The 13,652-nt window shown below is 34.1% G+C and carries 13 protein-coding genes; 8 read left to right on the top strand and 5 right to left on the bottom strand.

Features of this window, described 5'->3' with window-relative positions:
• Nucleotides 1–33 precede the first annotated feature (33 nt).
• Nucleotides 34–945 carry a glycosyltransferase family 2 protein gene (locus RTY06_RS11125; RefSeq protein WP_312824919.1) on the bottom strand — a complete coding sequence of 304 codons (912 nt, stop codon included), beginning with the start codon at nucleotides 943–945 and terminating at the stop codon, nucleotides 34–36.
• A gap of 150 nt (nucleotides 946–1,095) precedes the next feature.
• On the opposite strand from RTY06_RS11125, the gene RTY06_RS11130 reads away from it, so the two are divergent.
• The 5 genes from RTY06_RS11130 to RTY06_RS11150 all read left to right on the top strand — a co-directional run bounded on the left by RTY06_RS11130 (nucleotide 1,096) and on the right by RTY06_RS11150 (nucleotide 7,643).
• Nucleotides 1,096–2,283 carry an MFS transporter gene (locus RTY06_RS11130; RefSeq protein ID WP_312824921.1) on the top strand — a complete coding sequence of 396 codons (1,188 nt, stop codon included), beginning with the start codon at nucleotides 1,096–1,098 and terminating at the stop codon, nucleotides 2,281–2,283.
• Nucleotides 2,284–2,318: 35 nt separating this feature from the next.
• Entirely contained in the window at nucleotides 2,319–3,845 is a 1,527-nt protein-coding gene (locus RTY06_RS11135; RefSeq protein ID WP_312824922.1) for a SulP family inorganic anion transporter, read from the top strand.
• A gap of 575 nt (nucleotides 3,846–4,420) precedes the next feature.
• Nucleotides 4,421–6,013 carry a peptide chain release factor 3 gene (locus RTY06_RS11140; RefSeq protein WP_312824923.1) on the top strand — a complete coding sequence of 531 codons (1,593 nt, stop codon included), beginning with the start codon at nucleotides 4,421–4,423 and terminating at the stop codon, nucleotides 6,011–6,013.
• Nucleotides 6,014–6,096: 83 nt separating this feature from the next.
• Nucleotides 6,097–6,507, top strand: a complete 411-nt coding sequence (locus RTY06_RS11145; RefSeq protein ID WP_312824924.1) for a hypothetical protein — start codon at nucleotides 6,097–6,099, stop codon at nucleotides 6,505–6,507.
• Nucleotides 6,508–6,701: 194 nt separating this feature from the next.
• A complete protein-coding gene (locus RTY06_RS11150) occupies nucleotides 6,702–7,643 on the top strand; it encodes a DUF4349 domain-containing protein (protein ID WP_312824925.1) in 942 nt (313 codons plus the stop codon).
• Nucleotides 7,644–7,788: 145 nt separating this feature from the next.
• Here the strand turns inward: RTY06_RS11150 and RTY06_RS11155 are convergent, their stop codons facing one another.
• Nucleotides 7,789–8,331 carry a hypothetical protein gene (locus RTY06_RS11155; RefSeq protein WP_312824926.1) on the bottom strand — a complete coding sequence of 181 codons (543 nt, stop codon included), beginning with the start codon at nucleotides 8,329–8,331 and terminating at the stop codon, nucleotides 7,789–7,791.
• Between the two features lie 903 nt (nucleotides 8,332–9,234).
• Between RTY06_RS11155 and RTY06_RS11160 the strand changes: the two genes are divergently transcribed.
• The 3 genes from RTY06_RS11160 (at nucleotide 9,235) to RTY06_RS11170 (ending at nucleotide 11,864) form a co-directional block, all read left to right on the top strand.
• A complete protein-coding gene (locus RTY06_RS11160; protein WP_312824927.1) occupies nucleotides 9,235–10,416 on the top strand; it encodes an acyl-CoA dehydrogenase family protein in 1,182 nt (393 codons plus the stop codon).
• Nucleotides 10,417–10,612: 196 nt separating this feature from the next.
• Nucleotides 10,613–11,185, top strand: coding sequence for a DUF1287 domain-containing protein (locus tag RTY06_RS11165; protein ID WP_312824928.1), 573 nt, complete (start codon nucleotides 10,613–10,615; stop codon nucleotides 11,183–11,185).
• A 28-nt stretch (nucleotides 11,186–11,213) separates the two neighbouring features.
• Nucleotides 11,214–11,864, top strand: a complete 651-nt coding sequence (locus RTY06_RS11170) for a peptidoglycan recognition family protein (protein ID WP_312824929.1) — start codon at nucleotides 11,214–11,216, stop codon at nucleotides 11,862–11,864.
• A gap of 7 nt (nucleotides 11,865–11,871) precedes the next feature.
• Here RTY06_RS11170 and RTY06_RS11175 read toward each other — a convergent pair whose 3' ends face one another.
• From RTY06_RS11175 to RTY06_RS11185, 3 genes are read right to left on the bottom strand one after another with little or no spacing between them, the layout of a single operon-like run.
• Complete coding sequence (locus RTY06_RS11175; RefSeq protein ID WP_312824930.1) at nucleotides 11,872–12,336, bottom strand: alpha/beta hydrolase; 465 nt, start codon at nucleotides 12,334–12,336, stop codon at nucleotides 11,872–11,874.
• Nucleotides 12,333–12,509, bottom strand: coding sequence for a hypothetical protein (locus tag RTY06_RS11180; RefSeq protein ID WP_312824931.1), 177 nt, complete (start codon nucleotides 12,507–12,509; stop codon nucleotides 12,333–12,335). Before RTY06_RS11180 ends, RTY06_RS11175 begins: the two co-directional genes overlap by 4 nt.
• Before the next feature lie 42 nt (nucleotides 12,510–12,551).
• Entirely contained in the window at nucleotides 12,552–13,559 is a 1,008-nt protein-coding gene (locus RTY06_RS11185; protein WP_312824932.1) for a pseudouridine synthase, read from the bottom strand.
• Between the last annotated feature and the right edge of the window lie 93 nt (nucleotides 13,560–13,652).

The following is a 13,652-nucleotide window of genomic DNA, read 5'->3' on the forward strand; positions in this document are numbered from 1 at the left end:
TGGTTAAATTTAAACCAACTATTTTTTTTGTTTCTATCTTTTAAAGTTTCTAAAAAACTCCTTCCAGCGAAGATTTCGGATGAATTTGATTTCTTCTTTACTTAGATTTCGTTGTTCTTTTTGTTTCAGAAAAGAATTGATTGTGATAAAAAACTCTTTTGCAGAACGATTTTTGAAACTGGATTTTGCTGAAGAAATCATTGCTAAAGGCAAACTCAAACCGATATTATAAAAATACTGACCAAGTTTCTCAGCCTTTTGAGATTTGTATTTGTAAGCAGTCGGACGAAGATGTTTTACCCAAAGTTCTTTGATTGTTACAACTTCCCATTTGCTTTTTTTAGCTAATAAAATATCGAGATTATCCCAGCCAAGAACTGCTCGCAAACCGTTCATATCTTCGAAACATTCTTTTCTATAGGCTTTTATCGGACCACGAACGTGATTTTTGGAAGAAAGATTTTCGAAAACCCATTCCTGATTTTTATTGCTGAAATCTTTCCAATTTTCATTCGGATTTCTGAGGTTTTTGATTTCAGGATTTTGTTTGTAATTTTTGATATAAACTAAACCTGAAACAATTCCAGCTTTTGGATTTGTCTCGAAAACTTGATTAATTTTTTCTAAATAATTTTGAGGAAAAACAATATCTGCATCATACTTACAAATCACATCAAAGTCTTTCCAATCAACAGATTCCAAACCACTATTAAAAGTTCTCACGACTTTTGCACCAGGAGAATGTTCAGATTTTTCTAAGTCCAAAATCTTAAATCTTGAATCATGAAACTTGAAATCATTAATAATTTCAGAAGTTCTATCAGTTGAACCATCATTCACAACCACACAAACAAAATCCTGAAAACTCTGATTTTTCAAAGATTCGAGACAAAAAGAAATGTTACTTTCTTCGTTGTGTGATGGAATTATAATAAGGAATTTCAAATTAATTATTAAAACCTGAAAGTTACAGATTTTTATAGAATTTTCTGCTGATTATTTACTCCGTCTATAAAAATTTATTAATTTATTAACTGTAAAGATTCTTACTAAGAAGCCTATAAGAAGTAATTTTGTATCTTTTAATTTAATGTTATGGATGCAACGATTGGACAAAGCAAGAATTTCTCATATTCCGTTATTTCCTACGTCTTTTTCACGTTTATAGGTTATTTCATCATCGGATTATCATTATCTGTCTTACCAATTTTTATTAGCAAAGGTCTCGGATTTAGTATGTTGGTTGCAGGAATTGTGATTAGTTTACAATACATAATGACTTTTTTAATGAGAGCCTATTCCGGAAAAATTATCGATAGCAAAGGTCCTAAACCCGCTGTTTTAGCAAGTATGCTGAGCTTTGCTTTTACAGGATTGGTATTGATAATGGCTTATTATTTCAGATTCTCTCCTATTGTTAGTTTGTTATTTCTAATTGTTACAAGACTTTTTACAGGAGGTGCGGAAGGAATGGTTGGAGCAAGTCCAATTAACTGGGCAATTATGACTTTCGGAGAAAAATATACAGCGAAAATCATTTCTTATAACGGTGTTGCTTGTTACGGAGCTTTGGCTTTAGGTGCGTCTTTAGGTGTTACGATTGTAAAATATTTCAATTTTTATGGTCTAGGAATTCTGATTGTTATTTTAGGATTAATCGGATTTTTCGTGGCAAGAACAAAAGAAAATAGAACCGGAAAACATTCCTCTGAAGAAGAACAAAAATCCTTCTGGAATGTTCTTGGAAAAGTTGCTCCTTTTGGACTTTGTTTAGCTTTAGGAGGATTAGGATTTGCTACTATTTCTACATTTATTACACTTTATTATGATTATTACCATTGGCAAAATGGAGCAATGTGCTTGTCTGTTTTCGGAATTTTATTTGTTGCAGGAAGATTAGTTTTTAGCAATGCGATAAATCGATTTGGCGGAATCAACGTTGCGATTGCAAGTTTGGTTGTAGAAACCCTTGGATTAACGATTATAAGTTTGTCTTATCATCCTTACTTTGCTTTGATTGGTGCAGGCATCACAGGTTTAGGATTTTCATTAATTTTTCCTGCTTTGGGAGTTATGGCAATGAAAACCGTTCCTTCTTCCAACCAAGGTTCGGCTTTGGCTGGTTATGGATTGTTCATTGATATTTCTCTTGGTGTTACAGGTCCATTAATTGGTGGTGTTGCCGATGCTTTTGGATTGCCATATATTTTCCCTTTCAGTATTGGGATTGTGATGTTAGGTTTAGCCCTAGCTTATTATCTGAAAATGAATCAATCAAAATAATAATTAATTCTACTATTTTCGCATTTTAAATTGATATGCAGAAAGTTCTCAATCTTTTTGATTTCTCTCAAAAAGTAAATTATAAAAACGAAATCTTCGCTGGATTAACCGTCGCAATGACTATGATTCCAGAATCTTTGTCGTTTGCCATTCTCGCAGGGTTTTCTCCATTGACAGGTTTATACGCCGCATTTATAATGGGATTGGTGACAGCGATTCTTGGTGGAAGACCTGGATTGATTTCCGGTGGCGCAGGTGCAACTGTTATTGTCTTGATTCCATTAATGATGTCTCACGGCATCGAGTATGTTTTTGCAACCGTCATTTTAGCCGGAATTATCCAAATCATTATCGGAATTTTTAAATTAGGGAAATTTATAAGATTAGTTCCGCAGTCTGTGATGTATGGTTTTGTGAATGGATTGGCGATTGTGATTTTTATGTCGCAGATTAATCAGTTTAAGGTTCAAGGAACGGAGAATTGGTTGTCAGGAAATCCACTTTATACAATGATTGCTTTGGTAGCTCTGACGATTTCTATCGTATTAATTTTTCCGAAGTTAACGAAGAAAATTCCTGCTTCTTTGGTAGCGATTGCTGTCACTTTTGCTTTGGTAATGATTTTCGGAATCCAAACTAGAACTGTTAACGATATTGCTAATATTGCCGGAGGTTTCCCTCCATTTCATATCCCTAATGTGGAATTATCTTTTGAAGTTCTGAAAGTCATTTTTCCATTTGCTTTAATAATGTCAACGGTTGGATTAACGGAAGGTTTATTGACTTTAAACTTAGTTGACGAAATCACAAACACCAAAGGAAACAGCAACAGAGAATGCGTGGCACAAGGAACAGCGAATATCCTGAACGGTTTCTTTTTCGGAATGGGCGGTTGTCCGATGATTGCTCAGACTTTAGTAAATCTATCAGCCGGAGCAAGAGCCAGATTATCAGGAATTATTGCCGCTTTGGTTATACTTTCCATCATTCTTTTTGGTGCGCCAATTATTGGAAAAATGCCAGTTGCGGCTTTAGTTGGTGTGATGATTATGGTTTCTGTTGGAACGTTTGAATGGGCAAGCTTCAAAGCTATTAAGCGATTTCCTAAATCTGATATTTTTGTAATGGTTGTTGTGACTTTGATTACTGTTTTCCTTCACAATCTGGCTTTGGCTGTTTTGATTGGTGTGATTATTTCAGCTTTGGTTTTTGCTTGGGAAAGTGCAAAAAGAATCCGAGCAAGGAAATTTGTTGATGAAAATGGTGTGAAGCATTACGAGATTTTTGGACCATTATTCTTTGGTTCTACAACTGTTTTTGCGGAGAAATTTGATGTAATGAATGACCCAAAAGAAGTTGTCATCGATTTTAAAGAAAGCCGTGTCGTAGATATGTCTGCGATTGATATTCTGAATAAACTGACTGAACGTTATCACACTCAAGGGAAAATTGTTCGTTTAAAACATCTTAGTCCTGATTGCAGACGATTGATAAAAAATGCGGAGAACGTAGTTGATATTAATATTATCGAAGACCCGGAATATGGGGTTTTGAAGAATTAAAGTTTTTATCGCAAAGGCGCAAGATTTTTTATTTCTTTAAAAGGCACAAAATAAATATTGAGGTTTTATAAGGAATTTTATTTTTTATATGTCTTCGAGAGCTTCAGACAGACATTTTTTAGCGTTTAGTTTGTCATTCCGTAGGAATCTAAATTTCACTGTCGAGATTGACTTCATCGAACCACTCCGCTAGGTTTCCTACGGAATGACAAAGATCGTGGTTAAGCTTTTATGCTGATTTGGAAGACAAACCCCCTAGCCCCGATTGCAGTGGCATCCTTTTTTGTCTTAACCGGAAAAGTTGTTTGGATAACAAAAACTTCTGAGACAAAAAAGATATAGCACTTCGACAAGCTCAGTATAAACTAAAAGCGGGAAATAGCTCCTAAAATAAAGGTTTGAAATAATTCTCTCGCAGATTAAATTGATTTAGCAGATTTTCCATTGGGTTTTCAATCTGCAAAATCTGAGTAATCAGTGAGAGTCTTAAATTAATATTCGAAGATTTTCTTTTGTAAAAACTCGATTTTCAAAATCCAACTAAAATCACGATTTTTGCAATCTCAAATTTTATTATGTCTTTACAACAAGAAATCAGCAAAAGAAAAACTTTCGGAATCATCTCCCACCCCGATGCGGGAAAAACCACGCTCACGGAAAAACTCCTGCTTTTTGGAGGGGCAATTCAGGAAGCTGGTGCTGTAAAATCCAACAAAATCAAAAAAGGAGCAACTTCTGACTTTATGGAAATCGAACGTCAGAGAGGGATTTCTGTGGCGACTTCGGTTTTGGCTTTTGAATATAGAGACCACAAAATCAATATTCTGGATACACCTGGTCACAAGGATTTTGCGGAAGATACTTACCGAACTTTGACTGCGGTTGACTCTGTAATTGTTGTAATTGACGTTGCAAAAGGGGTTGAGGAACAGACGGAAAAACTAGTTCAGGTTTGTAGAATGCGAAACATTCCGATGATTGTTTTCATCAACAAATTGGACCGTGAAGGTAAAGATGCTTTTGATTTGCTGGATGAAGTGGAACAGAAATTAGGTTTGACGGTTTGCCCGCTTTCTCTACCGATTGGTATGGGAAGTGACTTTCAAGGGATTTATAATATTTGGGAAAATAATATCCAATTGTTTTTGGAAGAGAAAAAACAGAAAGTTGGTGAATCTCTGAAAATTGATGATATCAACGATTCTCAGATTGATGAATTGGTTGGTGCAAAAGCGGCGACAAGTTTACGTGAAGAATTGGATTTGATTCAGTCTGTTTATCCGGAGTTTAATCGTGAAGATTATATGAATGGCGATTTACAGCCGGTTTTCTTTGGTTCTGCTCTTAATAATTTCGGAGTTCGTGAGCTATTGAATGCTTTCATCGATATCGCTCCAATGCCTCAACCAAAAGAAAGTGAAACCCGTTTGGTAAAGCCTGAAGAAAATAATTTTACAGGATTTGTGTTCAAAATCCACGCAAATATGGACCCGAAACACAGAGACCGTTTGGCGTTTGTGAAAATCGTGTCCGGAACTTTCAAAAGAAATGAAAATTACTTGCTTGTAAGAGAAGGTAAAAAAATGAAGTTCTCCTCTCCTAACGCGTTCTTCGCTGACAAAAAAGAAGTTGTGGACGAGAGTTTCCCGGGCGATATTGTCGGACTTCACGATACGGGAAGTTTCCGAATTGGTGATACTTTGACAGCTGGTGAAAAATTGAACTTCAAAGGAATCCCGAGTTTCTCTCCGGAACATTTCCGTTATATTAATAATAATGATCCACTGAAAGCAAAACAATTGGCAAAAGGTGTTGATCAGCTAATGGATGAAGGTGTTGCTCAGTTATTTACATTGGAAATGAACAACAGAAAAATTATCGGAACGGTTGGTGCGCTTCAGTACGAAGTTATCCAATATCGTTTGGAACACGAATATGGTGCGAAATGTTCTTATGAGCCAATCAGCATCCATAAAGCGTGTTGGGTGGAAGCGGATGAAAAGTCTGAGGAATTCAAAGAATTTGCAAGACTGAAACAGCGTTTCTTAGCAAGAGACAAATATGACCAATTGGTTTTCTTAGCCGATTCGTCTTTTACGATTACAATGACTCAGGAAAAGTTTCCGAATGTGAAACTGCATTTTATTAGTGAGTTTGCTAATGATTAAAATATATAATCCGCAGAGTTTTCTGCGGATTTTTTTTGTTTGAGCTGTTTTGAATTAATATTATCTTTAACAAAATTAAAATAATGTGTTTATTAAAAGTTTACAGTGAAAATAAATCATTTAAATCTTTTGTAGAATCAACAAAAATTCCAATTTGTAAAATCTTTGAAAAAGGTGATTTTAAAAATGAATTACAAAAATCTAAATATGATGATTATGGAATCTTTTTTAATATTTCTGATAAAAAATGGAACGATTTAGAAGCTCAAATTAAGGATGTTATTGAGTTTATTGAAAGCAATTTTAATGAATTAGAATTATTAATGTCTAATTATCATATCAAATATGCATTCTTAGATTTTCCATTAGATTCTCGTTTTAATAAAAATGTAGCTGTACAAACCAATCATTTACCTCCTAGGTTAATCAATTTAGTTAGCAAATTAAATTTAGGAATTGAGTTAGCGATATATGACAAAAATAGATTTTACTAATTTCATTAGATAATAATATTAAATTTTTAATTCTTTTAAATTGGATACTTTTCTTTTCAATTTCTTGTAAATCATTTGTAAAATCAATTTAAATATTTGATTTTCGTTAGATTAAAATATTACAAAAATTATCGGATTCATTTACAAATCATTCTTTCGGTTGTTGGATAGCTTTACATCATAAAATTATCCCAATGAAAAAATTAATATTGACCGCCGTTATTTTGAGCACACTTACGATGTGTAAAAAAGCAGAATTAGAACAAGCTAATAATACAATCGCCAACGCAGATTCTTTGATGGATAAAGCTTCTGAAACTGTAAATAATCTTGATACCAATTCTGTTTTGGATTCAGTCAATCTGAAAGCCAAAGATTTGATTAAAAATAAAGAAGACATCGAAAAAGCTTTTGAGAATAGCAAAGAAAAAATCGATTCCATTTCTGAAAATGTTGAGAAATTCAAAAAAGATATTGAAGAGAAGAAAATCAGTTCTAATATCGATTCGATAAAGAATCAAATCACAAAAGAAATTCCAAAAGCCACAAAAACGCTCACTAAAGTTATCTACAAAGACAAACCTTCAAAAAAGGAAAATGCAGTTCCAGAACCTTCTCCAATGGTAAAAAATGGCTCAGTGGAAATCAATGTCGATAATATCTCCCAAGCCAAACCATCTCTACGAGAAATCATCAGAAAATATGACGGAACTGTCAAAACCGAAAACCTCGTAAGTAATGATGAATTCCAAACGTTTTATTTGACTGCAAAAGTTCCATTTGAAAAATTCGATTATTTGGTTGAAGACCTTCAAAATCTTGGAATGATTCGAAATAAAAATCTAGAAGTGAAAGGTGAAAATTACAATCCGAATAAATTAGGAAATCTGGAAATCACCCTTTATGACAATCATTTGAAACCTCAGGAAAACGAAAAAGATAAAACTTTCGGAGAAAAATCTGCAGACGCCATTTTATCAGGCTGGAATGTTATTGGAAGTATTTTGTTATTCCTTCTACCCTTTTGGCCAGTGTTTTTGATTGCAGGGATTGGTTATTATTTTTACAAAAAGAAAAATCAGGATAAGAATCAGAACTCCTCAAAAGAAGAAAATAATCAGAATGAAAACTTGTAGTTTTATCGCAAAGGCACAAAGTTTTTAAATTAAATCTAATGATTTAAGGTGCAAAGATCTCAACTTCTTTGAAATTGATTTGAATCTTGCAAAAAATAAAAGACGCTTAAATTTAGCGTCTTTTCTATGATTGAAACATTTGATTTTAGTTCATCAAGCTTTTGCTTAGGTTAAGCGCATCTTGATTGGTACTGTCATATTGCAGAGATTTTGCAACATACTGTTTCGCTTTTTCAGGATTTGTGTCTTTATCAACAAATGCGATAAAAAAATAGGCGTAAGCTAGATTCTGCTTATTAGCTTCTACTTCTTCCGGTTTTACTTTTGCGATATATTGGTCGTAAGCCGCTTTTGCTCCTTCATTATTTTTTGCTGCTTGATTAGCATATCCTATACTGTAATAAGCTGGTGCCCAATCTGGAATTAAGGTTGTAACCTGATTCCAAGTTGCAATGGCAGACGTGTAATCTTGAGCATTTTGGTACTCTGTCGCAAGAGCTACAAGAGATTGCGTATCTTGCGGATTGGTAGCAATTTTTTGTTTAAGTGCATCTATTTGTGGATTAACTGATTGACTTTGAGTTGTTGTAGGTGTTTGTGTTTCCGTAGTTGTTTGGGCATTTGCATAACCGACTGTTACTAATGATAATCCAAACAATAGACTTTTAATTTTCAATTCCGTTTTCATAATCTTTTATTTAAAGTTGAAATTTGAAAGGCAAGTACAATTCCATAAAAGTTAAAAATTTTCAAACTTTAATTTTTTTTTGATTTTTTTAAGAATAAATAAATAAGATTTAAGAAAATTTAAAACACTTGTTTGAATTTTATTGTATTTAGATTATTTACCTTTTATTAAATAAGAATGCAGTTAAATTTTTTTCTTGATAGAAATAGATTTTGGCACAATTACAGCTATATAAAGAACTGTTAGAACAATTTTGATTCTGAAAACACATTGAAGAGTTATTCTGGTGACATTAATGGATTCAAAAAATGAATTTATGACAATGAAGTCTAAAGAATAAAATCAGTTACGGATGAACCAGTTTGGGAAGGTAAAGAAAATGGAAAAAGTCCAGAAAGCATTATCAGCACCCTTGTTGGTTCACCTTAACCGATATGCAAAAACTTACTCTAAGTCAGCCATATCCAAGAAAATCTGCAGGCATTCTTATCATTAATATAGAGAAGCAAATAAGTAAAATTTGTAAATCGATTAGTATAGTGACTGGAAACATCACTTATCAAGAAAAAATTGAGCTTATTAAAATTCTGGACAAATTAAACAAATTCCATAATCCTATTTTATCCAAAATATAGACTGTTCTATTCTTACAGATAATGTTTATGAATAATATTCTTTCGACAAAGATAAACGCTAAAGCGAAACAACGATTATAGATTATTGATTTTCAAGCTAAACAAATTTTCAAGAAGTTTCTCCAATAACTTGAAAAAAAAATGCAAGCACAAGAAGTTTCAAACAGACTTAGCACACAATTATGACGTTTTTCAGAAAGTGAATTATTTGTTAACAAAACTTTTTGGTAATTCAGGAAAAGCTTTATTTTTAGGCAAAACAAAAACAATGTCATATTACCCGTTAACAAGCATACCAGATTATTACTCTATAGACGCTCTTTTGACCGAAGAACACAAGCTTATCCGCGGTTCTGTAAGAAGCTGGGTGGAGAGTTTTGTAATGCCACAAATAGATGAAGCAGCACAAAATCATACCGATATCCCGGGATTGATGAAAGAATTGGGAAATATCGGGGCGCTTGGCCCATACATTCCTCAAGAATATGGCGGCCCTGGATTGGATCAAATCTCTTATGGATTGATAATGCAGGAATTGGAAAGAGGCGATTCGGCAGTTCGTTCTGCAGCTTCTGTACAGTCTTCTTTGGTAATGTTTCCTATTTTCGAGTATGGTTCTGAGGAGCAAAAAAGAAAATACCTTCCGAATTTGGCGTCCGGTGATATGATTGGATGTTTTGGTTTGACAGAGCCTAGCCACGGTTCCGACCCTTCTTCTATGGAATCCAAATTCACAGATCAAGGCGACCATTATCTTTTGAATGGTGCCAAGATGTGGATTACCAACTCCCCCGTTGCAGATATCGCAGTAGTTTGGGCAAAAGGTGAAGACGGCAAAGTAAGAGGAATGATTCTAGAACGCGGAATGGAAGGTTTCACCACACCAACGACTCATAACAAATGGAGTCTTCGAGCTTCAAAAACCGGAGAATTGGTTTTCAATAATGTGAAAGTTCCGAAAGAAAATCTTCTTCCTAATATTGAAGGATTGAAAGGACCTTTATCTTGTCTTAATTCAGCTAGATATGGGATTTCTTGGGGTGTAATTGGTGCTGCAATGGACTGTTATTGTACTGCTGTTCAATATACTAAGGAGAGAAAACAATTTGGAAAACCAATTGCTTCTTTCCAGCTTCAGCAAAAGAAATTAGCGGAATTCTTGACTGAAATTACCAAAGCCCAATTGCTTTGCCTTCAATTAGGAAATCTTAAAAACGCTCATAAAGCATCGCCGGCACAAATCTCTATGGCGAAAAGAAACAACGTCAAAATTGCAATCGATATCGCCAGAGAATCCCGCCAAATGCTTGGTGGAATGGGAATAATGGGAGAATTCCCGATGATGCGCCACGCTGCCAATTTGGAGTCTGTGATTACTTACGAAGGAACACACGATATTCATCTTTTGATTACGGGAATGGATATTACAGGCATCAATGCCTTTGGATAAGACCAAATCAATCTTATATATTTTTAACAAAAACCTGCGGAATATTTTTGCAGGTTTTTTCGTTTGAAAATTATTAATCCTTCGAGAACCTCAAGATAACAACTTTTTAATTAGATGGTTGCAATGTCAGGCTGAGGCAAAGTTTATCCTGAGCTTGACGAAGGGAAGCCCATCATAAAAAGATAATCCATAAAAGATGAAAAAATATTTCGCCATTCTCTTCTTTGTTTCCATCACCATTTTTGGACAGAATTTTCAAACGAAACTTTCCAATGCTGCCATTAATTTGACCAAAGACAAAGTGGTTTACGACCCAACTTATTTCGTTTTGAAATATCCAAACGGCGATGTTCCGGAAGGAAAAGGTGTTTGCACAGATGTAGTAATCCGTGCTTATAGAGCACTGGGAATTGATTTGCAGAAGGAAGTTCACGAAGATATGGCGAAAAATTTCTCCAAATATCCAAAGAAATGGGGACTGAAAAGACCAGACAAAAACATAGACCATCGTAGAGTTCCAAATCTACAAGTATTTTTTGCAAAATTCGGGAAAGTAAAACCGATTACGAATGATGCAAAAGATTATGTTCCGGGCGATATCGTCACTTGGGATTTGCCTAAAAATCTGACCCATATTGGAATTGTAGTCAATAAAAAATCAGCCGATGGAAAACGTTATTTGATTTCCCATAACATTGGCGCAGGACAGGTTTTGGAGGATTGTCTTTTTAGTTGGACAATTACGGGACATTATCAATATCAGAAATAGAATTTATTTTAAGTAAATTTGAGGCATTATGAAAAGGATTTTCCAATTATTATTTCTGTTTTTTTGTCTAACATCTCAAGCTCAAAACCTTAAAATCATTCAAAAACCGATTGATTATTCTAAGGACAGAATGAAGCTGAGTCTAGATTATATGAAAGAACATCACAATCTAACCCAGAAAACCCCGAATATCACTCCGAAAATCATTGTTCTTCATTACACAGCAGGTGGAACGATAGAATCTAATTTTAGGTATTTTAATAATTTATATTTAGAGAATCAAAGAGCAACGCTTAAGAAACAAAGTTCTCTGAATGTTTCTGCCCATTTTCTGATTGACAGAGACGGAACCGTTTATCAATTGGTTGACCCGGAATTATTTGCCAGACATACGATTGGATTAAATTATTGCGCCATCGGTGTGGAAAATATCGGAAGTAAATTCCAACCTTTGACCGATAAACAAGTTGAAGCTAACGCAGAATTAGTCAAATATCTTGCAAAAAAATATCCAATAGAATATCTCATCGGGCATTCGGAATATGGTGTTTTCAGGAATTCTAAACTTTGGAAAGAAACTGATTCGAAATATTTTACGGGCAAAGAAGACCCAGGTTCTGCTTTTATGAAAAAAGTAAGAATGAAACTGACGGATTTGAAGTTGAAAAGTCAACCTTGAATCAAAATCAGATTAAATTCAAAATAACATTTTCAATCTCTTTTGCTTTATTAACAGTCATAAAATGTCCGCCATTTTCAATGACAAAATCAGCTTTCACATTTTTAATTGGAATTATTCTGTCTTTATTTCCGTGAATATGAAAACTGTTTTCAGGATAGATTTCATTTTTCCAATTCGCGATTTCATTGATTGCCCAAGAGAAAAAATCAAGGTCTGTATCTTTTAGAATACTTTTCAAAAGTTGTTTTTCCGAATCAGATTCGATTCCGAAAATCCAATTGGTGATTGAGTTTTGTTGTTTGAAAATCTTTTTTGGAATTAATTTGATGAGATTCAATTTTCCAAATAATCGATAAATGAATGGAAGTTCAAATTTATTTTTTGCAGAAGCAATCAGAATGACTTTTCTTACTTTAATGATTTTGGAAATTTCAGCAGCTAACATTCCACCAAAAGATAAACCAATCAAAATTGGATTTTATAAATGATTTTCTTCGAAATTCTAAGCGCATAACTTTCCAGACTTTCATTTTCTAAAGGTTGAATCCAATCTATAAATTCAACATCCAAAGTTCCAAAGTCAATATTATCAAAAACTCTTTCATCAACACCCAATCCACTGAAAACATAAATTTTATTCATATTTAAATATAAAAAAAGACTGAAAAATTTCAGTCTTTTAATTTATAACATTTTCAAATTGTTCACTTCTTGTTCCGTAAGGATTCTCCAGTGTCCTCGCTTGATGTTTTTCTTAGTCAATCCCGCAAACATAACTCTGTCAAGTGCTTCAACTTCGTAACCAAGTTTTTGGAAGATTCTTCTGATTACTCTATTCCAACCGATATGAATTTCAATTCCGATTTCGTTCTTAGGTTTCCCTTCGATGAAAGAAATGCTGTCAACTTCTGCAACACCTTCTTCTAAACGGATTCCTTCACCAATCAATCTCATATCATCATTAGTCAATTTTCTGTCCAGCGTAACGTGATAGATTTTTCTCATATTGAAAGACGGATGCGTCAACTTCTTCGTCATATGACCGTCATTCGTCAAAAGAATAACACCTGTCGTTTGTCTGTCCAACCTTCCGACTGGGAAAATTCTGTATGGAGAAGCATTCGCAGTTAAATCCATTACTGTTTTTCTCGCTTTATCATCTTTAGTTGTCGAGATATAACCTTTTGGTTTGTTCAATAGAACATAAACAGGTTTTTCCGGCGTGATATTTTGTCCGTCAAAAACAACTCTGTCAGTTTTCTGAACCTGATAACCCATTTCGGTTACCACTTTTCCATTCACTTCTACAAGACCTTGTGTGATGAGTTCATCCGCTTCTCTCCTACTGCAAATCCCAGAATTCGCAATATATTTATTAAGTCTAATGCTATCTTTGAAAACTTCTTTGCTTATTTTCTCGAATCTTCTTCTTTGAATAAAAGATTTCGTTTTGTCTTCATCTTTTTCGGCTCTGCTAAAAGGTTTTTTCGGCCCAAATTTTCTCTCGCCATTTTCGTATTTGTCACGGCTGTCAAATCGGTCTGCACCTCTTTTGGTTTTAGGTCCACGAGAGTGCCCAGTAGGTCTTCCACCTCTGTTATCGCTTGAGCTACGGGAGTTTCCGGAAGGTCTGCCACCTCCAGAAGTTCTTGGTTTTCTATTTCTACCTGATTGATTTCCGTCTCCGCTCATTCTATAAAATTTTTGCAAAGATAGTGATTTAGTTAAGAGTTACGAATTCTTAGCTAATATTTAATAAATTTGAGAATAATGTAAAACTTTATT

This window comes from Epilithonimonas sp. (assembly GCF_032055105.1).
Taxonomy (GTDB): Bacteria; Bacteroidota; Bacteroidia; order Flavobacteriales; family Weeksellaceae; genus Epilithonimonas.